Source organism: Streptomyces sp. cg40 (assembly GCF_050320165.1).
GTDB classification, from domain to species: domain Bacteria; phylum Actinomycetota; class Actinomycetes; order Streptomycetales; family Streptomycetaceae; genus Streptomyces; species Streptomyces hokutonensis.
The window spans coordinates 4,164,502-4,189,656 of record NZ_CP190128.1 but is presented as its reverse complement, the minus strand read 5'-3'; the positions used below and the strand labels follow the sequence as shown (position 1 = coordinate 4,189,656).

The 25,155-nt window shown below is 69.2% G+C and carries 24 protein-coding genes and 1 pseudogene; 9 read left to right on the top strand and 16 right to left on the bottom strand.

The annotated features are described in order from the left end of the window. The first annotated feature begins 9 nt into the window (after window positions 1-9). Window positions 10-1,260 carry a L,D-transpeptidase gene (locus ACQHII_RS18380; RefSeq protein ID WP_427920318.1) on the top strand — a complete coding sequence of 417 codons (1,251 nt, stop codon included), beginning with the start codon at window positions 10-12 and terminating at the stop codon, window positions 1,258-1,260. Between the two features lie 466 nt (window positions 1,261-1,726). Here ACQHII_RS18380 and ACQHII_RS18375 read toward each other — a convergent pair. From ACQHII_RS18375 to ACQHII_RS18365, 3 genes and pseudogenes are all read right to left on the bottom strand, one after another. Further along, window positions 1,727-2,208: pseudogene (locus ACQHII_RS18375) on the bottom strand (hypothetical protein). Between the two features lie 79 nt (window positions 2,209-2,287). Next, window positions 2,288-2,494, bottom strand: a complete 207-nt coding sequence (locus ACQHII_RS18370; protein WP_427920317.1) for a DUF397 domain-containing protein — start codon at window positions 2,492-2,494, stop codon at window positions 2,288-2,290. After that, a complete protein-coding gene (locus tag ACQHII_RS18365) occupies window positions 2,466-3,329 on the bottom strand; it encodes a helix-turn-helix domain-containing protein (protein WP_427920316.1) in 864 nt (287 codons plus the stop codon). The genes ACQHII_RS18370 and ACQHII_RS18365 overlap by 29 nt, the downstream gene beginning before the upstream one ends. Before the next feature lie 112 nt (window positions 3,330-3,441). Here ACQHII_RS18365 and ACQHII_RS18360 point away from each other — a divergent pair, with 112 nt between their 5' ends. Further along, window positions 3,442-3,627 carry a hypothetical protein gene (locus ACQHII_RS18360; protein ID WP_427920315.1) on the top strand — a complete coding sequence of 62 codons (186 nt, stop codon included), beginning with the start codon at window positions 3,442-3,444 and terminating at the stop codon, window positions 3,625-3,627. Further along, complete coding sequence (locus ACQHII_RS18355) at window positions 3,624-3,995, top strand: ATP-binding protein (protein ID WP_427920314.1); 372 nt, start codon at window positions 3,624-3,626, stop codon at window positions 3,993-3,995. The genes ACQHII_RS18360 and ACQHII_RS18355 overlap by 4 nt, the downstream gene beginning before the upstream one ends. Here the strand turns inward: ACQHII_RS18355 and ACQHII_RS18350 are convergent. Next, window positions 3,964-4,308, bottom strand: a complete 345-nt coding sequence (locus tag ACQHII_RS18350) for a hypothetical protein (RefSeq protein WP_427920313.1) — start codon at window positions 4,306-4,308, stop codon at window positions 3,964-3,966. The two genes, ACQHII_RS18355 and ACQHII_RS18350, sit on opposite strands and share 32 nt — an antisense overlap. Window positions 4,309-4,485: 177 nt before the next feature. On the opposite strand from ACQHII_RS18350, the gene ACQHII_RS18345 reads away from it, so the two are divergent. The 3 genes from ACQHII_RS18345 to ACQHII_RS18335 all read left to right on the top strand — a co-directional run bounded on the left by ACQHII_RS18345 (window position 4,486) and on the right by ACQHII_RS18335 (window position 10,436). Further along, the gene (locus ACQHII_RS18345; protein ID WP_427920312.1) at window positions 4,486-5,955 is read left to right on the top strand and encodes an ABC transporter permease; all 1,470 of its coding nucleotides are present in this window, start codon (window positions 4,486-4,488) and stop codon (window positions 5,953-5,955) included. 160 nt (window positions 5,956-6,115) lie between these two features. Next, on the top strand, window positions 6,116-6,802 hold the full coding sequence (locus tag ACQHII_RS18340) for an ABC transporter ATP-binding protein (RefSeq protein WP_427920311.1): 687 nt from the start codon (window positions 6,116-6,118) through the stop codon (window positions 6,800-6,802). A 274-nt stretch (window positions 6,803-7,076) separates the two neighbouring features. Next, window positions 7,077-10,436: a S8 family peptidase gene (locus tag ACQHII_RS18335; protein WP_427925345.1), complete on the top strand. Its 3,360-nt coding sequence runs from the start codon at window positions 7,077-7,079 to the stop codon at window positions 10,434-10,436. 263 nt (window positions 10,437-10,699) lie between these two features. Here the strand turns inward: ACQHII_RS18335 and ACQHII_RS18330 are convergent, their stop codons facing one another. After that, the gene (locus ACQHII_RS18330; protein WP_427925344.1) at window positions 10,700-11,635 is read right to left on the bottom strand and encodes a helix-turn-helix domain-containing protein; all 936 of its coding nucleotides are present in this window, start codon (window positions 11,633-11,635) and stop codon (window positions 10,700-10,702) included. Window positions 11,636-11,804: 169 nt separating this feature from the next. Between ACQHII_RS18330 and ACQHII_RS18325 the strand changes: the two genes are divergently transcribed. Continuing rightward, a complete protein-coding gene (locus ACQHII_RS18325) occupies window positions 11,805-12,848 on the top strand; it encodes an NAD(P)-dependent alcohol dehydrogenase (RefSeq protein ID WP_427920310.1) in 1,044 nt (347 codons plus the stop codon). Window positions 12,849-13,163: 315 nt separating this feature from the next. On the opposite strand, the gene ACQHII_RS18320 is transcribed toward ACQHII_RS18325, so the two are convergent. The 5 genes from ACQHII_RS18320 to ACQHII_RS18300 form a co-directional block, all read right to left on the bottom strand. Further along, window positions 13,164-14,201: a FecCD family ABC transporter permease gene (locus tag ACQHII_RS18320; protein ID WP_427920309.1), complete on the bottom strand. Its 1,038-nt coding sequence runs from the start codon at window positions 14,199-14,201 to the stop codon at window positions 13,164-13,166. Further along, window positions 14,198-15,187, bottom strand: a complete 990-nt coding sequence (locus tag ACQHII_RS18315; protein ID WP_427920308.1) for a FecCD family ABC transporter permease — start codon at window positions 15,185-15,187, stop codon at window positions 14,198-14,200. The genes ACQHII_RS18320 and ACQHII_RS18315 overlap by 4 nt, the downstream gene beginning before the upstream one ends. A 34-nt stretch (window positions 15,188-15,221) precedes the next feature. Continuing rightward, the gene (locus tag ACQHII_RS18310; RefSeq protein WP_427925343.1) at window positions 15,222-16,244 is read right to left on the bottom strand and encodes an ABC transporter substrate-binding protein; all 1,023 of its coding nucleotides are present in this window, start codon (window positions 16,242-16,244) and stop codon (window positions 15,222-15,224) included. A 118-nt stretch (window positions 16,245-16,362) separates the two neighbouring features. After that, complete coding sequence (locus tag ACQHII_RS18305; RefSeq protein WP_427920307.1) at window positions 16,363-17,133, bottom strand: hypothetical protein; 771 nt, start codon at window positions 17,131-17,133, stop codon at window positions 16,363-16,365. A 53-nt stretch (window positions 17,134-17,186) separates the two neighbouring features. Beyond that, window positions 17,187-18,086, bottom strand: a complete 900-nt coding sequence (locus ACQHII_RS18300; RefSeq protein WP_427920306.1) for an AraC family transcriptional regulator N-terminal domain-containing protein — start codon at window positions 18,084-18,086, stop codon at window positions 17,187-17,189. A gap of 124 nt (window positions 18,087-18,210) precedes the next feature. On the opposite strand from ACQHII_RS18300, the gene ACQHII_RS18295 reads away from it, so the two are divergent. Both ACQHII_RS18295 and msrA read left to right on the top strand, forming a co-directional pair. Beyond that, window positions 18,211-19,302, top strand: a complete 1,092-nt coding sequence (locus ACQHII_RS18295; protein WP_427920305.1) for an aldo/keto reductase — start codon at window positions 18,211-18,213, stop codon at window positions 19,300-19,302. Window positions 19,303-19,438: 136 nt separating this feature from the next. Beyond that, a complete protein-coding gene (msrA, locus tag ACQHII_RS18290) occupies window positions 19,439-19,951 on the top strand; it encodes a peptide-methionine (S)-S-oxide reductase MsrA (protein WP_026179176.1) in 513 nt (170 codons plus the stop codon). Between the two features lie 275 nt (window positions 19,952-20,226). On the opposite strand, the gene ACQHII_RS18285 is transcribed toward msrA, so the two are convergent. The 6 genes from ACQHII_RS18285 to ACQHII_RS18260 all read right to left on the bottom strand — a co-directional run bounded on the left by ACQHII_RS18285 (window position 20,227) and on the right by ACQHII_RS18260 (window position 25,063). Continuing rightward, window positions 20,227-20,964, bottom strand: coding sequence for an NAD(P)-dependent oxidoreductase (locus ACQHII_RS18285; RefSeq protein ID WP_427920304.1), 738 nt, complete (start codon window positions 20,962-20,964; stop codon window positions 20,227-20,229). Window positions 20,965-21,124: 160 nt separating this feature from the next. Continuing rightward, complete coding sequence (locus tag ACQHII_RS18280) at window positions 21,125-21,460, bottom strand: hypothetical protein (protein WP_427920303.1); 336 nt, start codon at window positions 21,458-21,460, stop codon at window positions 21,125-21,127. Beyond that, window positions 21,457-21,939, bottom strand: a complete 483-nt coding sequence (locus ACQHII_RS18275) for a DUF6232 family protein (protein WP_427925342.1) — start codon at window positions 21,937-21,939, stop codon at window positions 21,457-21,459. The genes ACQHII_RS18280 and ACQHII_RS18275 overlap by 4 nt, the downstream gene beginning before the upstream one ends. 455 nt (window positions 21,940-22,394) lie before the next feature. Beyond that, entirely contained in the window at window positions 22,395-23,003 is a 609-nt protein-coding gene (locus ACQHII_RS18270) for a hypothetical protein (protein ID WP_427920302.1), read from the bottom strand. Window positions 23,004-23,032: 29 nt separating this feature from the next. Next, entirely contained in the window at window positions 23,033-23,740 is a 708-nt protein-coding gene (locus ACQHII_RS18265; protein ID WP_427920301.1) for a hypothetical protein, read from the bottom strand. A 42-nt stretch (window positions 23,741-23,782) separates the two neighbouring features. Then, window positions 23,783-25,063: a hypothetical protein gene (locus tag ACQHII_RS18260; RefSeq protein WP_427920300.1), complete on the bottom strand. Its 1,281-nt coding sequence runs from the start codon at window positions 25,061-25,063 to the stop codon at window positions 23,783-23,785. Between the last annotated feature and the right edge of the window lie 92 nt (window positions 25,064-25,155).

Here is a 25,155-nt window from a genome sequence, read left to right as displayed (position 1 = left end):
AAGCGTGTGATGACGGACAGTAAGCGGCGCAGGGGTCTTGTGGCCGCGTCCGCACTGCTCGGCGGTGTGCTCGTGCTCACGGCGTGTTCCGGCAGCGACGACAAGTCCTCCGGCAGCGACTCGAGCCAGAGCTCACAGTCGAAGGCCGACGAGGCGGCGGCGAAGAAGTCGTCCGAGGCCCAGATCAAGATCACACCGGCGGACGGTTCGGACAACGCCTCCATCAACAACTCGGCCGCCGTCACCGTCAGCAAGGGCACGCTCACGGCCGTGACGATGACGACCGCGGACGGTACGGCCGTCGCGGGCACCATCTCCGCCGACAAGCTCAGCTGGAAGCCCAGCGCCCAGCTGGAGCGCTCCACGACGTACAAGGTCGCCGCGACCGCCAAGGACTCCGCCGGCCTCGCCGCCCACGAGAACGCCTCCTTCACCACGGTCTCCCCGGCCAACAGCTTCATAGGGAACTTCACTCCCGAGGACGGCTCCACGGTCGGCGTCGGCATGCCGGTCTCGATCAACTTCAACAAGGCGATCACCAACAAGGCCGCCGTCCAGAAGGGCATCACGGTCACCTCCACCAGCGGCCAGGAAGTCGTCTGCCACTGGTTCAACACCCAGCGCATGGACTGCCGCCCCGAGGACTACTGGAAGGAGAACTCCACCGTCACGCTGAAGCTCGCGCTCGACGGCGTCGAGGGCGCCTCCGGGGTCTACGGCGTGCAGCAGAAGACGGTCACCTTCCACATCGGCCGCAACCAGGTCTCGTACGTGGACGCGAAGTCGAAGCAGATGAAGGTGGAGCAGGACGGCAAGGTCATCAAGACCATCCCGATCTCGGCCGGCTCCCCCGAACACACCACGTACAACGGCCAGATGGTGATGTCCGAGAAGTTCGTCCAGACCCGCATGAACGGCGCGACGGTCGGTTTCACCGACGACGACGGCAAGGGCGAGTACGACATCAAGGACGTCCCCCACGCCATCCGCCTCACCAGCTCCGGCACGTTCATCCACGGCAACTACTGGGGCTCGCCGTCCGTCTTCGGCAGCGTCAACACCAGCCACGGCTGCGTGGGTCTCCAGGACGTGAAGGGCGCGGGCGACAAGAACATGCCGGCGGCGTGGTTCTACAACAACTCGATCGTGGGCGACGTGGTCGTCGTCTCCAACACCGGCGACAAGACGGTCTCCCCCGACAACGGCCTCAACGGCTGGAACATGGACTGGGCCCAGTGGAAGGCGGGTTCGGCGGTCTGACCCGCCAACTCCGTTCTGCTCGAAGGCGGTTGCCCCCTGGCTGGGGGTGACCGCCTTCTCCGTTGCCCTGCTCAAGTGGGCGGCGGCATATGTGAGTTGACGGTAATATCCGTCATATGACGCACCCTCGGGTGCGCCTCCCTTGTTCCGGGTCCCGTCCCCTCGGGGCCCGGCCCGAAGTGAGGCGGCTCCGGGTACAAAAAAAGGCCGCCTCCCTGAGAAAAGGGAGGCGCACCCATGGGACGTCATGCCAAGCCACGGCTGACTCTTGTGTGTCGACTCACCCGGCTGCTGCCGGAAACGTGGGCCAAGCACGTGAGGAGGTGTTGGCTCTGGTGGATCACCAGGTAGCCGGAGGCCCCCAGCTTTAGTAGGGGCCTCCGAAGGCTCCTGAGTGAGCCTGAGCCCCTGTCACGGATACCCGCCGTGGCGGGGGCTCGTTCCTCTTCACCGACGACGATACCGGCTACGGCGCCTCCGGCAAGCCGACTTGGTCCTCCGGCCCATGCCCTGTGGGATCCACGTTCCAGGCCGCGGGCAGGTCGCTGTCGCAGAAGACGCAGACGAAGTCGTCCTCGCGCACGATGTTGTGTTCCTGGCATTCGGGGCACCGCCGGAAGACCACCTCGTGGGTGAAGCCAGAGGGCCGCACGAGTTCCACGTCGTCCAGAGCGCGGGCGACCGCCGGCCAGGAGCTGGTGTCCGGGCAGTACCCGGTGGACTGGTTGCTGACCTCGCTCACGGCCCACCGGCCCGCCCCAGTCGAAGCACACCGTCCGTGCCGATCACGAAGGTGAACGGTTCGGCCAATTCCGCCGCCGACTGCTCACCGATCCATCCGCTGAAGTCGGCCCTCGATCTGATCGGGCACCCGCCGCGACCACCCCGGACCGCAGCCTTCAGGTCGACCGGTCCGACATACCTGTAAACCCGCCCTCGCGCACTCACAGCAGCCAACCTAGGGGCCTCCCGCTGAGCTGGAGCGCGGGACTTGCTTTGAAAAAGCGTGACAGTTTGGGGTCTGGTGTCACGCTTTTCGGAAGGCGGTGATGAAGGGGGTCCAGGCGGAGGCGGTGAGGATGAGGGCGGGGCCGTCGGGGGCGGTCTTGGAGTCGCGGACGGGGACGAGGCCGGGGAGGTTGGCGGCGACCTCTACGCAGTCCCCGCCGTCGCCGTTGCTGTAGCTGCTCTTGAACCAGCGCGCGTCACTCAAGTCGGTCCGGTTGCTTGCCATTTCGGAGTTCCTCTGCCGCTGCCTTGATCATGACCAGGGACGTGACTGGTGACAGCGCTACGGCCCTGAGCCGATCGTATGCCTTGCGGTACTGCTTCACGAGGCCCGGATCGTCGATGGTGTCACCGCTGTACGACGACTCGATGTAGATCAGCGGTGGCGCGTCCGGGAAGGTCATGACCTTGATGGAGGCAGCCATCAAAGGATGCGGCCCACACGTCCGCGGAACGATCTGCGGAGCAATCCGGCGTCGCTCGGCCAACTCCACGACCCGATCCAGTTGTTCGGCCATCTCCAGCGCCGGTAGCACCGGATCGCTGAGCAGCGATTCGTGCAGCACCACCCAGTACTCCGGAGTGGAGTGGTCGTCCTCGAAGAGCCGGGCGCGGCTGAGCCGGGCCGTCACTTTCTCCTCGACCCACTCGTCTTCGGCGGCCGGATGGGCAGACCGGACCAACGTCCGTGCGTAGGCGGCGGTTTGGAGCAGCCCGGGGAAGAGGATGGGACACCACTCCTCGATGGACTCCGCGCACTTCTCCGCCTCCAGGACCTTCTCGAAGTACACAGCGTGCGCACCCCGCCGAGCCTTCCGCACATCCTCGCAATGCCGCTCGAAGAACCCGTCCGTCCCCAACACCCGATCCGCGTGCTGTGCCAGATCCAGCGGCATCCTCCGCTCCCCGCGCTCGATGTCGCTGAGGTACGTCTTGCCGTAGAAGATGCCCTTCAGGAACGCATCCAACGACAGCCCCGCCTCCTCCCTCTTCCACCGCAACTCCTTGCCGTAGAAGGTGGGAACGCTCATCGAGCCGTCGATGTCCTTGCCCCGTGCCACCACTTGCCCTCCTCCGCAGCGCCGGTCGCGAACGCGAAACCTCTTTTACGGTAGCCAGCGGGACGCCAGTCTGTGAGGAGTTCGTCACAGAGCGCACAGGAGGCACCCGTTCATGTCCGACCCCTACGACACGACCCTCTGCGTGGAGGAACTCCGCGAGGCCCTCGGTCTGCACGGCATCACACTCCCCTCCCTGGGCGTGGACATCCTGGCCGCCGGCCTCGTCGCGCTCGGGAACTGCAACATCGCCACCGCCCGTGAACTCGCCGCCGCCCTCCGCAAGGCGGCGGAACAGTGACGTTCGAACTCCGTCTGCTCGCAACTCCCAAGGCCGTACCGGAACTTCGCGACCACCTCCGCCACCACGACTACGACGTCCGCCTCTGCGCAACGGAGTTGGTGACGAACGTGATCGACCACGTGGGGGAGGGGACTCCGGTCACGGTCCGCGTCCTCGATACGGACGACGGCCGCACGCGGGTCGAGGTCACCGACCCGGACGCCCGCGCGCTGCCTGTCCTCCTCCGCGCCGCGACGACGGACGAACACGGCCGCGGCATGGCACTTCTCGACGCGCTGGCGCTGCGGTGGGGCGTGGAGCAGGCGGCGGACCGGAAGACGGTGTGGTGCGTGCTCAGGAGTCGAGCAGAGCCCGAAGGCGCCTGATCTCCGCGACCAGTTGGGGGACTGCCTCTCTGGCCATGGCGATGAACGCCGCGTTCTCGTCCCAGCGCCCGTCGGCGCAGTCCACGTACCGGGGCTGCTGAACCAACGTCGCCGCGATCAACTCGCCGTGGTCGAACTCCGGCCACCGCTCGCCCCGCCCGGTGTCCTCGGTCGTACTGACCGCGACCAGGCTCATGGCGTAGTCGTCGTCGAGACTCCTGACGAACCACGGACCCGGCGTGGCGGCGGAGCACAGCTCCTCGATCCCGTCGAGATCGAGTTCTGGGCCTCTTGAGCTGGGACTTCGTGTCATTCCTGGAATCTATCGGTGCGCCGTGCCCCGCGCCTCCGAAAATATCGCGAAATGGATTATCCCGGGCCTCCGTTGACAGCCCCGCAGAGGCTCATTCTTTGCCCACGGACAGCCTTCTCATCGTTCTCTTATGTCGGCCTTATGGCATCATCACGCGCTGTACCTAGCTTGCGGGCCATGTTCTTCACCTACCTGAGGCGCGAGTTGCGCCGCCGCAGAAAAGCGGCCCTCGTCGTCGCCTCCGGCCTCGCACTGGGCATTGCGCTGGTCATCGTGGTCAACTCCGTGTCCTCCGGCATGGGGAAGGCGCAGGACAAGGTCCTCCAGTCGCTGTACGGACTCGGCACGGACATGACCGTCACCAAGGCGGCCACGGCCAGCGCGAGCAGCTCGCAGCAGCCGCGGTTCCAGTTCGACGCCAACAACAACGACGACAGCAAGACGCAGAGCAGTGACCGCGTCATGGTCCAGGGCTTCACGACGCTGGCCTCCACCACCGTCACCAAGGTCGCGGGCCAGAAGGGTGTTTCCGACGCCGTCGGCGGGCTCAGCCTCAACGTCGTCAAGGTCGACGGCCAGTTCACCCGCGGTCAGTTCCAGCAGAACCAGGGCAGCGGCACCGGAGGCGGCGGCAACCGCGGCGGCGGCACCGGCGGCGCGCCGCAGGGCGAAGTCACCGGCGGTGGCGCCAACTTCAACATCAACGCGTACACCGTCTACGGCACGGACGTCACCAAGCCCGCGCTCGGCCCGCTGACCTCCTCGAAGATCACCAGCGGCCGTACCTTCACCACCGCCGAGACCAACGCGAAGGTCGTCGTCGCCGACTCGGCGTACGCCAAGGAGAAGAAGCTCAAGGTCGGTTCGACCGTCACGATCAAGAGCGTCAAGTACAAGGTCATCGGGATCGCCACCGCGACCAGCGGGGACGCCGCGGCCAACCTGTACATCCCGCTGACGCAGGCGCAGACCCTGAGCGGTGACAAGAACAAGGTCACCACGATCTACGTCAAGGCGACCGACTCCAAGCAGATCTCGGCCGTCAAGAAGACCATCACCAGCAACGTCTCGGGTACGACGGTCACCACCTCCGCCGACCTGGCGGACACCGTCTCCGGTTCACTGTCCACCGCCTCCTCCCTCGCCACCAGCGTCGGCAAGTGGCTGTCGATCGCGGTGCTGATCGCCGCGTTCCTGGTCGCCGGCCTGCTCACCTCCTCGGCGGTCTCCCGCCGGGTGCGCGAGTTCGGCACGCTGAAGGCGCTCGGCTGGAAGTCCGGCCGGGTCACCCGGCAGGTGGTCGGCGAGGCCGTCGTCAACGGTCTGGTCGGTGGCGTCCTCGGTATCGCGCTCGGCCTGGCGGGCGCGTACGTCGTCACCGCGATCAGTCCCACCCTGTCGGCCTCCCTCGGCAACTCGGCCGGCGGCGCCGCCCGTCCGGGCGGCGGCGGCCCCGGCGGTGGCGGCGGCTTCGGCAGGCAGGCCGCGGCCAAGACGCTCGACGTCGCGCTCACCGCGCCCGTCAACGCCACCACCATCGGGCTCGCGGTGGGCCTCGCCGTCGCCGGCGGCCTGATCGCCGGCGCCTTCGGCGGCTGGCGCGCGTCGCGACTCCGCCCGGCGGACGCGCTGCGCCGAGTCGAGTAGCGGTAGCTGTCGCGCCCCAAAGGGGCGCGGGGCTGTATCAATTTGCGGCTCCGCCGCGTGGGCGCGACCAGCCACGACGGCGCCGCAGACGAACGACGACGCAATGGGGCCCGTCCCACCGACGGGCCCCAACCCCCTTTACCTCCCCAGGAGTTGCACGATGTACGAACTCAGAGGCGTCACCAAGCTCTACTCGCGCGGCAAGGAAACCGTCCACGCCCTCGACGGCATCGACCTCACCATCGGCGACGGCGACCGCCTGGTCATCCAGGGCCCCACCGGCGGCGGCAAGTCCACCTTGCTCCAGATGATCGGCGCCCTCGACCGCCCCACCGCGGGCGAAATCGTCCTGGACGGCGTCGACTTGGCGAAGCTCTCCGAGGCCAAGCTCACCAAGGTCCGCAGCGAGAACATCGGCTTCGTGTTCCAGTCCTTCAACCTGATCCCGACGCTCACCGCGCAGGAGAACGTCGAGACCGCCCTCGTACCGCTGGGCGTGAAGGCGAAGGAGCGGCGCCAGCGGGCCGCCGACGCGCTGGTGTCGGTCGGTCTCGGTGAGCGCCTCGGCCACCTCCCCGGCGAGATGTCCGGAGGACAGCAGCAGCGTGTCGCCATCGCCCGCGCGCTCGTCAAGCAGCCGAAGGTGCTGCTGGCCGACGAGCCGACCGGCAACCTCGACGAGTCGATGCGCGACGAGATCATGGACGTACTGGAGCGCATGTGGAAGGAGCACGGGCTGACCTTCATCATGGTCACCCACGACTCCGCCATCGCGAAGAAGGCGCCGCGTCTCGCCACCATCCGCAAGGGCAAGATCACGGTGAAGGAGAACGCGGGGTCGAAGTAACTCCGGTGCTGCGCAAGGGAGTTCGGTGAGAGAAGACTCCTTAGCGGAGTTCTCGCGGGCTGAACCCGGCGACTGGGTAACGGAGTTCGCGCGGGCCCGTAACATTCTCCGGCCGTGCCCTCTTACCCTCCTCTCATCTCTTGAGCGGTTGATCACCCCTCGGCATACTGCGTGTTCCGGGGGGTGTACGCGCAGGTGTGCGAGCTTTCCCCCGGCCGGGTGAATGGGGAATTCGCCCGGTACCTGAGCTCCAGGGGGAGTCTTGCGCAGACAAGTGAAGAGAGCGTGCGCGGCCGGTGTCGCCACGGCCGCCGCCGTCGCCCTCGCCGCGGGCATGACCAGCCCGGCGTCGGCGAAGTCCGAGCAGAGCGGCGGGAGTTCGACCGGCTCCGCGCTGCGTACGGCCGCTGCCGCGCAGGCCCGGCTGGCCGGCGAGCACCACCTGACCCTGATCACCGGCGACCGCGTCACCGTCGACGCCAAGGGCCGGGTCGTGGGACTCGAACCCGCGAAGGGCCGTCAGCACATACCCGTTCAGGTGCGGAAGGTCGCCGGGCACACGCTCGTCGTACCCGCCGACGCCGCCCGCCTGATCGCGAGCGGCAAGCTCGACCAGCGGCTCTTCGACATCACCGAACTCGACAAGTCCGCCGAGCGCGCCTCCCAGAAGACCGGCCTGAAGGTCATCGTCGGCTACCAGGGCACCGCGGCCGCCACCCGCGCCGACGTCCGCGACGCGGGCACGCTGCGCCGGTCCCTGAAGACCCTGAACGCCGACGCCGTGCAGACCCCGCAGCAGGACGCCCCCGAGCTGTGGGACGCCGTCACCAACGGCGACCGTACGGCCTCCGGGATCGCGCACGTCTGGCTCGACGGCGTCCGCAGGGCCAGCCTCGACAAGTCCGTGCCGCAGATCGGCGCCCCCAAGGCGTGGGCCGCCGGCTACACCGGCAAGGGCGTCAAGATCGCCGTACTGGACACCGGAGTCGACGCCGACCACCCGGACCTGAAGACCCAGGTGATCGAGGCCAAGAACTTCTCCACCTCCGCCGACACCAAGGACCGCGTCGGACACGGCACGCATGTCGCGTCCATCGCGGCGGGCACCGGCGCGAAGTCGCACGGCAAGTACAAGGGCGTCGCGCCCGACGCGAAGATCCTCAGCGGCAAGGTCCTCGACGACACCGGCTCCGGTGACGACTCCGGGATCCTGGCGGGCATGGAGTGGGCGGCCGGGCAGGGCGCCGACATCGTCAACCTGAGCCTCGGCGGTCAGGACACCCCGGGGATCGACCCGTTGGAGGCGGAGGTCAACAAGCTCTCCGCCGAGAAGGGCATCCTGTTCGCCATCGCGGCGGGCAACGAGGGCCCGGAGTCGATCGGTTCGCCCGGCAGCGCCGACGCGGCCATCACCGTCGGCGCCGTCGACGGCAACGACAAGCTCGCCGACTTCTCCTCCACCGGCCCGCGCCTCGGCGACGGCGCCATCAAGCCGGACGTCACCGCGCCCGGCGTCGACATCACGGCAGCCGCCGCACCCGGCAGCCTCATCGACCAGGAGGTCGGCGAGAACCCGCCCGGCTACCTGACCATCTCGGGTACGTCGATGGCGACCCCGCACGTCGCGGGCGCCGCCGCCCTCCTCAAGCAGGAGCACCCCACGTGGGGCTACGCCGAGCTGAAGGGGGCGCTGACCGGGTCCGCGAAGGGCGGCAACTACACGCCGTTCCAGCAGGGTTCGGGCCCTATCGCCGTCGACAGGGCCATCAAGCAGAGCGTGATCGCCGACCCGGTGTCGGTGAGCTTCGGCGTCCAGCAGTGGCCGCACACCGACGACACCCCGGTCACCAAGCAGCTCACCTACCGCAACCTCGGCACCACGGCCGTCACCCTCGGCCTCACGGCGGCGGCCACCGACCCCAAGGGCCACACCGCCCCCGCGGGCTTCTTCAAGCTGGGCGCCACCAAGGTGACCGTCCCGGCCGGCGGCAAGGCCTCGGTCGCCCTGACCGTCAACACCAAGCTCGGCGGCACGCTCGACGGCGCCTACTCCGCGTATGTGACGGCGACGGGCGGCGGACAGAGCGTCCGTACGGCCGCGGCCGTCGTGCGCGAGGTGCAGTCGTACGACCTGACACTGAAGTTCGTCAACCGTGACGGCACCCCGGCCACCTACTACAGCGCCTCGGTGGCGGGCGTCTCCGGCCTCGGCAACGGCCAGTTCTTCAGCCCCTACGACGCCTCGGGCACCGTCAAGGTCCGTGTCCCCAAGGGCGGTTACGTCCTCGACGGCGCGATCTTCGTGGACCCGGAGGACGCGGCCAAGGGCGCCGACTGGCTCGCCCGGCCCAAGCTGGACATCAGCAAGGACACCACGCTGACCCTCGACGCCCGTACGACCAAGCCGGTCGACATCACGGTGCCCGACACCGGGGCCAAGTCGGTCTTCGCGTCACCGGCCTACCTGCTGGAGACCGGTGACGGGGGCGTCTCCTTCGGCTGGTTCCTGGAGACGTACGACAACTTCCGTACCGCGCACCTCGGTCCGCAGATCACCGACGGTTCGCTGACCGAGCAGTGGGACGCCCACTACGTCAAGGGCGCCGACGAGCAGTACGACACCACGACCGCGGCCAAGGTCAAGCAGCTCGCCACCGGCTACACCAAGCACTACAAGGCGACCGAACTCGCCACGGTGAAGGCCCACATGGGCGCCGGGGCGAGCGGCAAGACGGGTCAGGTGGCCGCCTTCGGCTATCTGCCCGACGGCATCGGCGGCTCCGCCACCGGCGTCCAGCAGAAGCTGCCCGGCACCCGCACCCTGCACGTCTCCACCATCAACGGGGTGCAGTGGGAGCTGGAGTTCGAGCAGGACAGCGGGGTCGACGCGGACGGCTTCCCGATCGCGGAGGCCTACTACACCCTGAACGACCTCCAGACCTTCAAGGCCGGCCGGACCTACTCCAAGACCTTCAACACGGCGGTCTTCGGCCCCCATCTCACCGCCGACTACGGCGTGTTCCGCATGGGCAACGAGATCTCCGGGCTGCTGCCGCTGTTCGCCGACTCCCAGGGCAACCCGGGCTCGTCGACGTTCACCTCGGTCGACACGACCCTGTACCGCAACGGCACCAAGGTCGGCTCCAACAAGGACCCGCTGTTCGGCGAGGCCTCGTTCAAGGTCCCGGCCGCCAACGCCGCCTACAGGCTGACCACTTCGGTCATCCGCAGCGTCAGGGTCGCCGCCGCCTCCACCCGGATCGACGCGAGCTGGACGTTCTCCTCGAAGAAGCCGTCCGGTGACACCGTCGCCCAACTCCCGGTCTCCACGGCCCGTTTCCACGCGGTCACCGGCCCGGACAACCGCGTCGAGGCCGGCAAGAAGGTGACCTTCCCGGTCACCGTCGAGGGCGCGGCAGCCGGCCGCAACCTCAAGTCGCTCGGCGTGTGGGTGTCGTACGACTACGGCCAGACCTGGAAGAAGATCCCCGTCGTCAACGGCAGGATCACCGTCACCAACCCCGCCAAGGGCAAGGCCATCTCCTTCCACGCCAAGATCGCCGACAAGAAGGGCAACAAGTCGACGGTCTCGATCTACAACGCGTACTACGCCAAGGGAGGCGCTAGCACCTGAGCAGGCCGACAGCGAACGGCCCGCCGGAAGTACAGCTTCCGGCGGGCCCTTCGTCACGTGGACGTCCGGCGCTGGTACAGCGCCCCGTAAGGGGCGCGGGGAACTGCGCGACCAGCCCCCACCGACCCGCGGCCGGCCGTCTACTTCTCCGGCCCGGACCCCCAGCCACCGGCTGAACGACCGGTGCCGCGGTGGGGCTGGGGATCGATGCCGTCGTATCAGGGGTGAGTTCGCTGTAGCGGGGGTGCCATGAGGTCACCGTGTCACGGAGTGAGCCCCGGGCGGTCGGTCGACGCCGTGCCCGCGCGGGTCGCGTCCGTGCCCCAGCTGGCGAGGAGGCGGAGGGCGTCGGCCGAGGGGGAGCCCGGCTCCGCGTGGTAGGTGACGAGGATCTGGTCGGAGCCGTCCGAGAGGTGGAAGCCCTCGAAGTGGAGGGTGAGGTCGCCCACCAGCGGGTGGAGGAGGCGCTTGGCGCCGTAGGTCTTCTCCTTGACGTCGTGGGTCGCCCACAGCCGCCTGAACTCCGGGCTCTTCACGGAGAGTTCGCCCACCAGCGCGGACAGTCGCGGGTCGTCGGGGCAGTAGCCCGCGTCCATCCGCAGCATGCTGACGATGTCCGTCGCCTTCTGCTCCCACTCCACGAACAGGTCCCGGTACTCGGGCCGCAGGAACACCAGCCGCGCCCAGTTCCGCTCCTGCGGCGGCAGCTCGGACCAGTCGCCGAAGACGGCCGCGGCCATCCGGTTCCACACCAGGATGTCCGTGCGGCGGCCCGTGATGTACGCCGGGACCGTGTCGATCGTGTCGAGCAGCTGCCGCAGCGGCCCCCGCACGTGCTGCCCCGGGACCGACGACTTCTTCTTGTGCTGCTTCGGCTTCGCCAGGTGGGTGAGGTGCGAGGACTCCGCGTCCGTCAGGCGCAGCGCGCGGGCGATCGCGTCGAGGACCTCCGCCGACACGTTCCGCCCGTTGCCCTGTTCCAGGCGGGTGTAGTACGCCACCGACACCCCGGCCAGCTGCGCCAGCTCCTCGCGCCGCAGGCCGGGCACCCTGCGGTGCCGTCCGAAGTCCGGCAGCCCGACGTCCTCCGGCTTCAGCCGGGCCCGCCGGGTGCGCAGGAACTCGCTGAGCTCGGCACGCTGGTCCAGCGGCCGGCCGGGGTCCAGGGGCTCGGTGGCGGATTCGGGCTGTTCGTCCATGTGCTCCAGTATTCCCGGTCGTACGTCCATGAGCCTGACCTCGCTGGTGGTAGGCACAGCGGACGTACGCAGAAGCGTGGCCTGGGTAGCCGTAGAACGTTCGGGCAGGCTGTACACCGTGCCCGGCCGGAAGGCAGCCGGGCGCACATCCCCCTAGGAGTGTTCCGGCATGACCACCACAGTCGCCGCATACGCGGCCCCCGCCGCCAAGGCTCCCCTGGAGCGCACCACGATCGAGCGCCGGGCGGTCCGCGAGTTCGACGTCCTGATCGACATCAAGTTCGCCGGCATCTGCCACTCGGACATCCACCAGGCCCGCGAGGGCTGGGGCGAGGCCATCTTCCCGATGGTGCCCGGCCACGAGATCGCCGGCATCGTCTCCGAGGTCGGCCCCGGTGTCACCAGGTTCCGGGTCGGCGACCGGGTGGGTGTCGGCTGCATGGTCGACTCCTGCCGCGAGTGCGACAACTGCAAGGCCGGCCTGGAGCAGTACTGCACCGGCGGCAACGTCGGCACGTACAACGCGCTCGACAAGAACGGCGAGCCCACCTACGGCGGCTACGCCGAGAAGATCGTCGTCGACGAGAACTTCGTCGTCGGCATCCCCGAGGGCATCTCCCTCGACGTGGCCGCCCCGCTGCTCTGCGCCGGCATCACCACCTACTCGCCGCTGAAGCACTGGAACGCCGGTCCCGGCAAGAAGGTCGCGATCGTCGGCATGGGCGGCCTCGGCCACATGGGCGTCAAGATCGCGCACGCGCTCGGCGCGGAGGTCACCGTCCTCTCGCAGACGCTGAGCAAGAAGGAGGACGGCCTCAAGCTCGGCGCCGACCACTACTACGCGACCAGCGACCCGAAGACCTTCGAGGAACTGCGCGGCAGCCTCGACCTGATCATCTCCACCGTGTCCGCGCCGCTCGACCTCGGCGCGTACCTCTCGCTGCTGAAGACGGACGGCGCCCTGGTCAACGTGGGCGCCCCCGAGGAGCCCGTCTCCCTCAACCTGTTCTCCGTGATCGGCGGCCGCAAGACCCTCGCCGGTTCCGGCATCGGCGGCATCCGGGAGACCCAGGAAATGCTGGACTTCTGCGCCGAGCACGGCTTCGGCGCGGAGATCGAGCTGATCTCGGCGGACCAGATCAACGAGGCGTACGAGCGGGTGCTGGCGAGTGACGTCCGGTACCGCTTTGTGATCGACACCGCGACGATCTGACGGCGGTCGCGTTTCGAGTGCGGGTGCGTGGGGGCTGGCCGCGCAGTTCCCCGCGCCCCTGAAGGGTCGGACCAGCACGGGCGCTTTCAGGGTCGCGGTGCGTTGTGGCTGGGCGCGCAGTTCCTCGCGCCCCTGAAGGGTCGGACCAGCACAGGCGTTTTGAGGGGTGCGGTGCGCGGTGGCGCGCGCCCACGACGCGGCGGAGCCGGGAATTGATACAGTCCCGCGCCCTTATATGCGCCCGTGCTGTCCGGCTTTTAGGGGCGCGGGGAACTGCGCGACCAGCCCCCACCGGCCCGCACCCGCCGACGAACCTCAGCCCCCCACCCTGTTCCGCCCCAACAGCCACAACAGATACGGCCCCCCGACCAGCGAGGTCAGCGCACCGACCGGCACCTCCAGTGGAGGCAGGATCGTGCGGGCAGCGAGATCGGCCGCGACAAGAATCACCGCCCCCGTCAACGCCGAGCACAGCAACGGCAGTTGAGGCGTGCGCGTGAGCCGCCGGGCCAACTGCGGCGCGGTCAGCGCGACGAACCCGATCGGCCCCGCCGCCCCCGTCGCCGTCGCCGCCAGCACCACCCCGAGCACGGTCAGCGCGAGCCGTGTCCGGTCCACCCGCACCCCGAGCGCCGCCGCCGTATCGGCGTCGAGCCCGAGCGGCCGTACGGCCCGGCCCGCCCACACCAGCGCGGGCAGACACACCAGCAGGACGACGGCCAGCGGCCCCGCCTGCTCCCAGCCGCGCCCGTTGAGCGAACCGGTCAGCCACAACTTGACCTGCTCGGCGGCCTCCAGCTCACTGTCGGCGAGATACAGCTGCACGACGGCCGACAACGCGACCCCGATGCCAACTCCCGTGAGCACGAACCGACTTGGCTGCATCCCGTGCCGCCACGCCAGCACGTACACCAGCGCGGCGGCGGCGAGCCCGCCCACCACGGAGACGACGGGCATCGCACCCGGCGAGGCGACAAGACCGGTGGACAGCGCGAGCACGGTCGCGGCGGCGGCACCGTGCCCGACCCCGATCACGTCCGGGCTGGCCAGCGGATTCCGCGTGACGGTCTGCACCAGCGCCCCCGCGAGCCCCAGCGCCACCCCGACCAGCGCGCCCAGCACGATCCGCGGCACCCGCAACTCGTTGACGACAAGGTCGTACTGCCCCGGACCGGTACGCAGCGTGTGCCACACCTCGGCGGGCGGGATGTAGGTCTGGCCCAGACAGGCCGCCGTGCCCATCGCAACGGCCAGCAGCAGTACGAGAGTTACGGCCACGACGGCCGAACGGCGGTGCAGGAGCAGGGAGATGGCGGGGCGGGGGCGTAGGACCGTGACGCCGCTGGTCGTCATAGGGCGGTTCCCCGGCGCCGTACCAGCACCACCAGCACAGGCACTCCCACCAGCGCCGTCATCACTCCGGCCGGTACCTCCGCCGGTGCCCGCACCACCCGGCCCGCCGCGTCCGCCGCGACCAGCAGCGCCGCACCGAGCAGCGCGGACAGGGGCAGCAGGGCGCGGTGTCCGCCCGAGGTGAGGCGCCGGGCCAGGTGCGGAACGGCCAGCCCGACGAAGGCGATCGGCCCGGCCGCGGCCACCGCCGACGCGACCAGCAGGGTCGCCCCGAGCGCCGCGCACACCCGTACGACCCCCACCCGGTGCCCGAGCGCCCGCGCCGTCTCGTCCCCGAGCGCCAGCGCGTCCAGCCCGCGCGCACAGGCGAGCACCAGCACCGCGCCCGCCGCCAGGAACGGCAGCATCCGTACGACGGTGCCGGCGTCCCGCCCGCTCAGCGAGCCGACCTGCCAGAACCGGAACTGGTCGAGCGTGGCCGAGCTGGAGGTCAGGAGGACGGTCGTCCCGCCCGCCGTCATCGCGGACAACGCCGTCCCGGCCAGGGCGAGTTTGACCGGGGACGCGCCGCCCCGGCCGCGCGCGGCGATGCCGTAGACCAGGCAGGCGGCGAGGACGGCACCGGCGAAGGCGTACCAGACGTAGCCCTCGAAGCCGCTCGCGAGGCCGGTCGCGATGGCGAGGACGACACCGGCCGCCGCGCCCTGGCTGAGGCCGAGGATGCCCGGGTCGGCGAGCGGGTTGCGGGTGACGGCCTGGAGTGCGGCGCCCGCCACGCCGAGCGCCGCGCCCGCCGTCAGTCCGATCTCGGTGCGGGGCAGCCGCAGCGACCGTACGACCAGGGCGTCCGGTGAACTCCCGCCGTGCAGAAGGGCGTTGAACACCGCGGACGGGGGGATCTGGCGGGTGCCGACGGCGAGGCTGAGCAGCACGGCGGCGGCCACCGCGAGGGTGGCCGCCGGCCAGGCGAGGCGATTGAGGCTCATGACCTTCATGACCTTCATGACCTTGTGGAACTCACTACTTGCTTATGTCCTCGGCGAGTTGGAGGACGACGAGGCGGGCGGCGGTGGGGCCCGCGTTGAGGTACCAGGGGTCGTCGTCGACCTTCACCGCGTGCCCGGCCTTCACGGCCTTCATCGACTTCCACAGCGGTCCGGCCAGCACGCTCGCCGCGTCCGTCTTGCCCGCGTCGCCCTGCACCGAGTAGAAGATCCAGTCACCGTCGGCCGAGTCGATGCTCTCCGCGCCGATGTCCTGCGAAATCGCCTTGAACTGCTGCGACTTGGGCCGGTCGAGCCCCATGTCGACCGCGATCGAACCGGTGAAGGACGAGACGCCGAACATCCGGGTCCGGCCGGGCGTGAACCGCAGCATGGACACGGAGGTCTTCGACAGCGCCTCGCCCTTCTCGTGCGCGTCCTCGACGATGCCGTCGAGCAGCTCCTGTGCCTGCTGCCCCTTGCCGATCGCGTCGCCGACGAGCAGCAGGTCGCGCTTCCAGTTGATGCCGTTGCCGGCCGTGACGACGGTCGGCGCGATCTTCGACAGCTTGGGGTAGAGGTCGCCGAGCGAGTCGTTGACGAGGATCAGGTCGGGCTTGGCGGCGGCCAGCGTCTCCAGGTTGGGCGCGGTGCGGGTGCCCGCGTCCGTCATCGCGGCGAGCTCCGACTTGTCCGAGGGGAAGGCCTTCGCGAGGTAGTCGGGGACGAGCCCGGCGTTCTCGGCGCGGGTGGTGACCGCCGGGACGGTGCCCAGGGAGAGCAGGTCGTCGAGCTGCCCGGTGCTCAGCACGGCGATCTTCGTGGGCTTCGCCGTGATGGTGGTCTTGCCCTCGAAGTGTGTGACGGTACGGGGGAAGGTCCCGTCGGTGTCGGTGTCCGCGCCCATGCCGGTCGCGAGGGTGCTCGGTGCGGCGGACGGCCCCTCCGAGGCGCCGATCACCTTGTTCTGTGTTCCCTCGGTCGTCTTCTCGGCATCGTTGTCGGCGGAGGAGGACGAGCACCCGGCCAGCAACCCCCCGACGACGGTCACGGCGGCCACCGCCGTGACAGCCTTCCTCTTGAACGCACGCACTGTCACTGTCACTCCGACTCTCCACTGAAAACTGGCCAGGTAAGGCTTACCTTAGCTTGCCGTCGGAGCGGGTCGGCCAGGGGGCTCAGTGCGCGAGAAACGACCCGCCGGCTCCGTAGGACCGCACGAGCACACCACCGTCGTACGGGGCGGGCCGCACCGAGTGCGCGCGCCCGAGCCCGGAGACGTGCGCACGCCCGTCCGCCGCCACCTCGACGAGTGTGTTCTCGTCGAGGGCGACACCATGCGGAAGCCGATGGCGACTGACAGCCGCGATCAACCGCGGCAGCGTCCCCCACTGCGCCGCGTGCACGTCCACCGCGAAGGGCACGAGCCCCAACCCCGGCCGTACGGCGATCTCTTCGAGATCCTCCGCCGAGTCCTCCGGGCACACCGGAACGCCGTCCAGCAGCCACCCGCCGACGACGGCCGACCGCGCCGCGAGGGCCGCTCCGGCGGAGAACCCGGCGTACGGGATGCCCCGCTCGGCGAGGAGGCCGGGCAACAGGCCGAGACAGCCGGCGAAGGCGTCCTGATAGGCGGGAGTCAGCCCACCGCACACCAGCAGCCCGTCCACGTCCGAGACCGCGCCGAGGTCGAAGCGCCCGCCGACCGGCACGAGCGCCGGCACAGGCACGCAGTCGGCGGCGCCCCTCAACACGCCGTCGTAGCGCGCGAATTGACGGTCCCCGTCGCCGTCCCCCTCGTCGACGATCACACAGCCGATACGGGGCGCGGAGCGCGCGGATCCGCCCGCGGCGCGCAGGAAGGGTTCGTGGACGACAGGGGTGCCCCATCCTCCGCCGATCAGGAACGTGCTGGGGACGGGGGCGGGGGGCTTGCTCGGCTCACTCACGCACGCATCAAAGCCTGTTGACGGGGTGCCGTCACACTCTTTTGCCGGGGGAGTCATGGGGCTGAGGCCGCTGCCTCGCCCCGCAGTCGGAGCGCGTCCTGCCCCGGCGGTCTGCCGAACTCGCGGCGGTATTCGCGGCTGAACTGGGACGCGCTGTCGTAACCGACCGCGAAACCGATGTCGGCGATGTCCCGCGCGCCGCTCATCAGCAGCAGCCGGGCCTCCTGCAACCGGATCCGCTTCTGGTACTGGATCGGGGTCAGCGCCGTCACCGCGCGGAAGTGCCGGTGGAAGGGGGAGGCGCTCATGCCGGCCAGGCGGGCCAGGTCCTCGATGCGGAGCGTCTCCGTGTGGTGGTCCCGGATCCAGCGAATGGCCCTGCCGATATGGGTGAGTTGACTGTCGGCGAGCCCGATCTGCCGTACGAGAGAGCCCTGTTCACCGGTGATCAGCCGCCAAAGGATCTCCTTCTCGATCAGCGGCGCGAGCATCTGTGCGTCGCCGGGGCGGTCGAGCAGCCGTAGCAACCGGACTGTCGCGTCGAGGAGTTCGGCGGGCGCGTCGCACACGGCGAGCCCGTGCGGGGCCGTCCTGCGAGGGAGTGGGTCGGCGCCCGCCTCCAGGAGCAGTGCGGCGATCTTCGCGGGTTCAAGGGTGAACCCGCAGGCGAGGAAGGGTACTTCGGGGTCGGCCTGTGTGTAGTGGCCGGCGACCGGCAGGTCGACCGAGACGACGAGGTACTGCCCGGCCCCGTAGTCATGGACGCGGTCGCCCAGGGTGAGCCGCTTCGAGCCCTGCGCGACGACCGCCAGCACCGGACGGGCGAGACTCGTACTCGGCTCCTCGGGCCGGACCGCCCTGGTCAGCAGCAGACCGTCGACGGCGAGGGGTGCACGGTCGGCGTGCCGGTCGATCAGGGCACGCAGTTCGCTCAGGAGGGTGCGAGGGTACATCCACCCACCTCTCAATTCGACAGGATCGTGCAAGAGCACGACAGTATCGCCCTAACAACATACCTGCTCACAGTGGTGTGATCGAAGAGTCGGTTTCCCGCCCACTCTCCACAGGAGCACTTTCATGACACTCGGCGCACTCGACTCGTACGTCGGTCTCGGCCGGTCCGGTCTCAAGGTCAGCCCCTTCTGCCTCGGGGCGATGAACTTCGGCGAGGACGGCGGCTTCGGCGCCGGCGTCGAGGAGTCCGAGAAGATCCTCCAGGCCTATCTCGACCGCGGCGGCAACTTCGTCGACACCGCGAACTTCTACACCAACGGCCACTCCGAGGCGATCCTCGGCGACTTCCTCGCCGCCCGCCCGGGCCTGCGCGACCGTCTGGTCATCGCCACCAAGTTCTACGGCAACCTCCACCTCGGCGACCCCAACGGCGGCGGCGCGAGCCGCAAGGCGATCCTCGGCCAGGTCGAGGACTCGCTGCGCCGCCTGCGCACCGACTACATCGACCTGTACTGGCTGCACAACCACGACCGTTCCACGCCGGTAGAGGAGACCCTGCGCACCCTGGACGACCTGGTGACGGCGGGCAGGATCCGCTACGTCGGCTTCTCCGACACCCCCGCCTGGTTCACCGCGAAGGCCCACACCATGGCGCTGCTGCGCGACTGGACGCCCATCACCGCACTCCAGCTGGAGTACTCCCTCCTGGAACGCACCATCGAGGGCGAGCTGATCCCGCTGGCCCAGGACGCGGGGATGGGCGTCCTGCCGTGGAGCCCGCTCAAGAGCGGCTACCTGTCCGGGAAATACACCCGCACCCGGGCAACTCCCGCCGACACCAGGCGCTCCGCCGTCCTCGGCGCCCCGACTCCCGCCCAGTTCAAGGTGATCGACGCCCTCGCCGAGGTGGCCGAGCAGGCGGGCGCGACCTCCGCGGCCACCGCCCTGTCCTGGGTCCGTTCCCGCCCCGGCGTCACCTCGACGCTCATCGGCCCCCGCACCCTCTCCCACCTCGAAGCCAACCTCGCCGCCCTGGACCTCCGGCTCACCCCGGCCCAGACGGCCACCCTCGACGACGCGTCCGCACCCACCCTCAACTTCCCCCACGACCTCAACCAGCAGGTCGGGGCCATGCTCAAGTACGCGGGCGCGACGGTCGACGGAGTACCGAGCGCCGTGTATCCGCCGTTGCTCGAGAGCGCCGCGCGATACTGAAGGTGACGGGGAGCACGGCGGCGCGGTCGTCCAGTCGTACGGCATTCCGGCCGGTGTGCGGGGTGCGGAATCGCAGGGCGCCCCCGAGCGTTGTGGACTGTGGGTGACCGAGCCGACAGAAAGTGGAGGGATCGCGATGGCTGCGCAGACGCAGAGGGCCGTGCTGGCGGGCGGGTGTTTCTGGGGGATGGAGGAGCTGATCCGCCGGCTCCCGGGCGTGACGGCGACCCGCGTCGGATACACCGGCGGTGACGTGGAGAACGCGACCTACCGCAACCACGGCACGCACGCGGAGGCCATAGAGATCCTCTACGACCCTGAGAAGACCGACTACCGCGCGCTCCTGGAGTTCTTCTTCCAGATCCACGACCCGAGCACCAAGAACCGCCAGGGCAACGACATCGGCCTCAGCTACCGCTCGGCGATCTACTACGTGGACGACGAGCAGAAGCGGATCGCCGAGGACACGATCGCCGACGTGGACGCCTCCGGCCTGTGGCCCGGCAAGGTCGTCACCGAGGTGGAGCCGGTCGGCCCCTTCTGGGAGGCCGAGCCCGAGCACCAGGACTACCTCCAGCGTTACCCGGACGGCTACACCTGCCACTTCCCCCGCCCGGGATGGCGGCTGCCGGCCCGCGCGGAGGGCTGACCCCGAGCCGGCCCGGCGGGAGTCAAGGCCGACCGGCCGGGACTCCACGGCCGGGCCGTGCTCACGTCACCCGTCGTCCTGTGGTGACTCCTCGTACGCGATGTCGTACGGGGCCGCGACCGGATTGATCTTCGCAGGATCCATCCGGCCGTCGGTGAGCACGGTGGACCCCGCCTCGAACAGGTCCTCCAGGCAGTGCTACCGGCCACCGGGGGAGCAGCACGAACGAGCTCTCCGGTGCCAGGTGGACCGTGTCGTCGAACTCGAACCGTCCGTCAGCCATGGACGCGCCCCTTCGTGTTCCCACTCTTCTCGCCCTTGCCGCCGAACGCCTCGTTGCGGATCAGGTCGAGAAAGCTCGGGGTGCCCTGCGTGGTGCGTACGTCGACGAAGGCGTGCACATGCCGGTCGTCGTCGACGGCCTGCCGCAGCAACTCGTGCGCGAGGTCGGCCCGCGCGGTGTACCGGCCGGGAAGGCGCTCCCTGCCCACCCGGTAGTCGCTCACCGAGTCGGTGTCGAACAGGCCGCCGGGGCGGACGACCGTCCAGTCGAGATCGGTCTCGCGGAGGATCTCCTCCATGCGCCGCATGTCGTCGTACACGGTGCGCCCCATGAAACGTACGACGGACGGCTCCAGCACCTTCCGGAACAGAAGGCCCTCACCGGGCGCCGCCGTCCCGAAGAGCACGGTCGAGGTCACGCCGACGACGCGTCGGACGTCGTGCCTGGCCATGGCCCGCGTGATGTGCCGGATGCCGACGGAGTACACGGTGACCGGCCTTCGGCCGTACGGGACGCCGAGCGTCGAGATCACGGCGTCCTGCCCGGCCACGGCGCGTTCGACCGCGGCGGGGTCGAGCACGTCCGCCTCCAGCACCCGCAGCCGTGGACCGCGTACCGGAAAGTCCGCGGGACGTCGCGTCACAGCGGTGACGGCGTGCCCCTCGGCCCCGGCCTGTTCGGCGGCCAGCCGCCCGGTCGTTCCGTTCGCCCCGAAGATGACGATGTTCACGGGGGTCTCCCCTCTTCAAGCTTCAAGTCGGTTCTGCCGACAAGAGGGCCGGAACGGCGCCGAGTGTGACATCCGCTTCACGGGCGAACCGGCCGTAGCACCGCGTGAGTCGAAAGTGCCACGGCCGTCCTCCTCGCCCATCGGGGATCGCCCCTTCGCACTACGACGAGCCGAGCAGCGCCCTGACGGTGGTGATCACCGGGACCCCCGCCTCCCCGATGACGGCGGCGATGCCGGCGATCCTCCGCAGCAGCCTGCCGAATCGTTCCTCGGAAGGATTCGAACGGATCTCTTCGACCGTCGCGTCGACCTCCGCCCGGTCGCTCGCGTCCAGGTACCGCCTCAACTCGTCGATCTCCCTGAGCAGGCCGGCGAGTGACGGCCCCGCCTCCGGTCCCGGCCCGTTCTTGCCGCCGGTCACGATGTCACCGGAGCCGCTGTGGGTGGCTTTGCCGATGCTTCCGGCGCCGTACTGGTGGAAACTGTCGCCGCTCATGAGGCCGCGATGTTGCCGGAGCCGGTGTGGGTGGCCTTGCCGATGCTTCCGGCCCCGTACTGGTTGATGAGGTCCCCCTGCACGGCGTGCTGCACGTTGTAGATCACCTGGGCGATGTCCGGGTGGCCGATCGCCTTGGTGATCTCGCCCACGAGATAGTGGATCTCGCCGCTGTCCGTGGACCACACGGCGTCGCGCTGAGTGCCCGAGGTGTTGAGGACCAGGCCGAACAGGTCCGGTTTGCCGAGCGCGGTGACGAGCCGCCAGATCAGCAGGGCCTCCAGGGCGAGCAGGATCACCACACCGATGGTTCCGGCGCCGGCCGCCAGGAAACTGCCGAAGAACAGGCAGATGAGCGAGCGCACGATGAACTGCTTCCAGGCCGCCTTCTTGTCGACCGCCAGTTTGCGTTGTCCCACGTGGGAGATGTTGCGCAAGGGGTAAGCCTCACCCGCCACCCATAAAACGCCTTCGTTCACCCGGACCTGAACCGCTGAGTGAGTGGGTGCCACCGCTGCCTCCTCTGTCGTTTATCGGCAGAAACGTGCCGAGATACCGGGACCGTAAGGTGATCGGCATCGCGGTGGTGGGCTTTGGCGTCTTTTCATCCTAATCGGTCAAATTACGTTCTCTTGAATGACGGCTGCCTCTGGCCGCGGTCATGCGATGCCCTGCTGTCGAAAGGGACGGGAAGCTGTTCGGCCGTACGACCACGGGTTGTTCTCGCCGAATCCCGTATCCCGCCGGGACCTATGGCGTCGGTCCGTGAGGCGCAGGGGCGTGGTTCGGAGCAGGTGCGATCCCGTCCAGGAGGTGGGCGAGTGATTCCTCGCCGACGGGATAAGGGAGTTCCTGGGGCAACAGCCGCGTGGCGGAGTGCAACTCGCCGCGGACGGGCACGCGAAGTCGGGGCACAATCGGCTGTTCGACCACGTCAGTACCAGCGGACTTGGCCGGCTGCCCCCTGCCCCGTACGGGCGGCGTGGCGGAGGACGCGCAGCGGGCCGTCAAGAAGTTCGTCCGCGTCGTGGGCGGGATCGTCCCCCAGCCCGGTCATCCACGCATGGATCCGCTCGATCGCGTCGCGACGTGTGGCTCCGGTCAGGGTGAGAGTCTCCTCGGCCGCAGGCAGTTGAGTGCGGACTTGCCCGGCGTCGAGAAGGAAGTCCCCGAACCAGCCCGGCAGTTGCAGCGTCGCGTCGGGACCCAGGGCGTAGGCGAGGGCGGAGAAGGGGCTCGCCTTGCGCGCCGTGGCCACGAACAAACCCTCTTCGACATCGGGTGGGAACTGGTCCATGACGGCGTCGCGCAGCTCCTCCGCGCCGTCGGAGTCGTCGTGGCAGGCGTCGAAGAAGGTGCTCAGTCGGAGTGCGTCCTCCCCGGCGCTCCAATCGCCGGGAGAGCTTGTCGACGTGGTGAACATGGACGCCTGCGCCTTGCGTCGCCACCAAGCCAGCTCCCCGAGCTCTTCACGGTGCACCGGTGCCGGCGACCAGTTCTGAACCGAAGCGCTCAGCACGTCCCGTACCCCTTGGTCAGGCACGGCGCCGACTATCCACACACCTGTGACGCTCAACTCCGCTCCTTTCTGTTCTTCCACCCGAACTCGGTCATGTCCTGGCCGTCGGCTTGACGGTCGTCCGTACTGCGGGTCCACAGGCTGAGGTCACTGCTCGTCGCCACGGCGATCGTCAGGCCGGAGGGGGAGAAGCCGGCTGCACGGAAGGTGGAGTGGTCCGAGTGGAAGATGTGCCACCACTCCTCTCCGTGCGGTCCCGCGTGGGGGAGCCCGCCGTCGCTGGACAGCAGGATCCGATCGTTCGGCCAGGCCGGGGTGACCACTTCCAGGGCCCAGCCGTCTTCGGTGGTGGTGTGCAGTCCGCCGCCGGAGAGCCCGGCGATGCGTACGCGGCTTCCGGCGAGCGGCCCCAGCCCGGGGCAGGACAGATCGGCGACTGCGTCGGGGGTGCTGTCCTCAGGGGCGGGGTCGCGGTCCCTTGCGATCTTCTCGCCGGTGACGGCGTCGAAGAGACCGTGCCCGTCGTACGAGACGACCATCACCAGATCGTGGCCGGTATCGGGGTCCGTCGCGAAGCCGATGCCGAGCAGTCCGCCGACAGGGACGCCGTACTCGTACTCGAAGACAGGCCGCCAGGGCTTGGGCGCGGGCACCACGGAGGCCGCGAGAAGCCGGCTGCGCATCGCCCTCTGGTAGGCCGAGAGTTGTGGCTCCTGCTCGGACCGCCCGGCCGGAGGCGTTTCCTTCGTCCACTTCGTCACGAGACCATGATCCCCGCCTCGACCGGCCGCCCACCCGACTCGTCAGCCCAGCAGGTCGAGGACCTCAAGGTAGTCGTCGTAGGCCTCGCCGTACTGTTTGGCGGCGACAAGGAACATTGAACGGTCGGTCAGGACCTGTCCCAGTGCTTCCCGGCTTTGATCCGTGCCCACCGCGTCGGCCAACTGGCGTGCAAGCACGACCCCTTCGTTGAAGACCGGGCGGAGCTGCTTCAGGATGCGGTGGCTGCGCTTCTCCCAGTACAGGGCTGAACGGATGGTGAGTCTTCGGTGCTGGGCCACCAGTGCCGGAAGATTTTCGCGGGGGTCGCTCGTGGCCGCCTTCCTCAGATCGGCGACCTGTTCTTCGAGGGCGGGCAGGTTCTCGAAGTACGTCTGCTTGATGTCGGGTGACCAGTCGAGGAACGGCAGGCCGAACGGGGGCGCCGGGGCACTCGGACGGCCCACGGGCTCCGCCGATCGACCCGACAGGGCATACAGAGTGGTCCACCACGACAGGATGTTGCTCCAACTCCTGCGCTCCCCGGTCCTGTCCAGCTCGGAGAGGAAGGCCAGGGCGTCCTGTCGGGCCTCGCGAGCCTCGACGTGGCGCCCGGCGGCGTCCAGCATCCCGGCCTGGTGGACCAGCTGCCACACCACGATGGCCAGCGGGGAGCTTCCCTCGCCATCGACCTCGGTACGGCTGCCGTCAACGATCTCCGCGAACACCTCCAGGGCCGCGTCGTGACGTCCGGTGGCATCCAGTTCGGCCGCCCATGCAACCGTGGCCCAGAAAGAGACCTTCCCCGGGCCTTCCGAGCGAGCGGCTCGGACCATCTTCCCGCACAGCTCCGCGGCCTCCTGATGACGCCCGTCCTCGGCCAGTACGGCGGCCAGCGGCCCGTGCCCGTACACGGAACTGCTCACCTGCCCATGGGCGAAACCCCACCGCCCGGCCTCGGCCATCTCCTCGCACACAGCGAAGCCTTCTGCCCGTCGTCCGACGGCATACAGCTCGTACCGGTACGCGGACAGGGCACGTACCAGCAGTTCGGTCCTCTTCGGCTCGCCGGCGTCGACGCGCCGTGCCGTGACAGCCGCCTCGGCATGGCGAGCCAACCGCACCTCAGGCAGGTCCCGGACCTCCGGCTCGTACCCGTACGAGAGCAGTGCCTGTGTCAGCTTCGGCAGGTAGGTCAGAGGACTGACCACCGAAAGCATTCGGTACGCCTCGACCTGATGGCCGAGGCTCAGTCGGCCCGATCCGAGCAACATCGTCCGTGCCCGCAGTACTGCGTCCTGATCGACCTTGTCCGCGTGATCCATGACGGCGATTCTGAGAGCCGGAGCATGGCCCGGACAAGGCTGCTGAGCTGTGCGATCGCTCCTACGAAAAAGGGCCTCCGAGCTGTCATGAT

Bases quoted from the DNA above. Each gene is read 5' to 3' on its own strand.
- ACQHII_RS18380 (WP_427920318.1), top strand. From the start codon at position 10: ATGACGGACAGTAAGCGGCGCAGGGGTCTTGTGGCCGCGTCCGCACTG.
- ACQHII_RS18370 (WP_427920317.1), bottom strand. From the start codon at position 2,494: ATGGCAAGCAACCGGACCGACTTGAGTGACGCGCGCTGGTTCAAGAGC.
- ACQHII_RS18360 (WP_427920315.1), top strand. From the start codon at position 3,442: ATGTCCGACCCCTACGACACGACCCTCTGCGTGGAGGAACTCCGCGAG.
- ACQHII_RS18350 (WP_427920313.1), bottom strand. From the start codon at position 4,308: ATGACACGAAGTCCCAGCTCAAGAGGCCCAGAACTCGATCTCGACGGG.
- ACQHII_RS18345 (WP_427920312.1), top strand. From the start codon at position 4,486: ATGTTCTTCACCTACCTGAGGCGCGAGTTGCGCCGCCGCAGAAAAGCG.
- ACQHII_RS18340 (WP_427920311.1), top strand. From the start codon at position 6,116: ATGTACGAACTCAGAGGCGTCACCAAGCTCTACTCGCGCGGCAAGGAA.
- ACQHII_RS18330 (WP_427925344.1), bottom strand. From the start codon at position 11,635: ATGGACGAACAGCCCGAATCCGCCACCGAGCCCCTGGACCCCGGCCGG.
- ACQHII_RS18325 (WP_427920310.1), top strand. From the start codon at position 11,805: ATGACCACCACAGTCGCCGCATACGCGGCCCCCGCCGCCAAGGCTCCC.
- ACQHII_RS18320 (WP_427920309.1), bottom strand. From the start codon at position 14,201: ATGACGACCAGCGGCGTCACGGTCCTACGCCCCCGCCCCGCCATCTCC.
- ACQHII_RS18315 (WP_427920308.1), bottom strand. From the start codon at position 15,187: ATGAGCCTCAATCGCCTCGCCTGGCCGGCGGCCACCCTCGCGGTGGCC.
- ACQHII_RS18300 (WP_427920306.1), bottom strand. From the start codon at position 18,086: ATGTACCCTCGCACCCTCCTGAGCGAACTGCGTGCCCTGATCGACCGG.
- ACQHII_RS18295 (WP_427920305.1), top strand. From the start codon at position 18,211: ATGACACTCGGCGCACTCGACTCGTACGTCGGTCTCGGCCGGTCCGGT.
- msrA (WP_026179176.1), top strand. From the start codon at position 19,439: ATGGCTGCGCAGACGCAGAGGGCCGTGCTGGCGGGCGGGTGTTTCTGG.
- ACQHII_RS18280 (WP_427920303.1), bottom strand. From the start codon at position 21,460: ATGAGCGGCGACAGTTTCCACCAGTACGGCGCCGGAAGCATCGGCAAA.
- ACQHII_RS18260 (WP_427920300.1), bottom strand. From the start codon at position 25,063: ATGGATCACGCGGACAAGGTCGATCAGGACGCAGTACTGCGGGCACGG.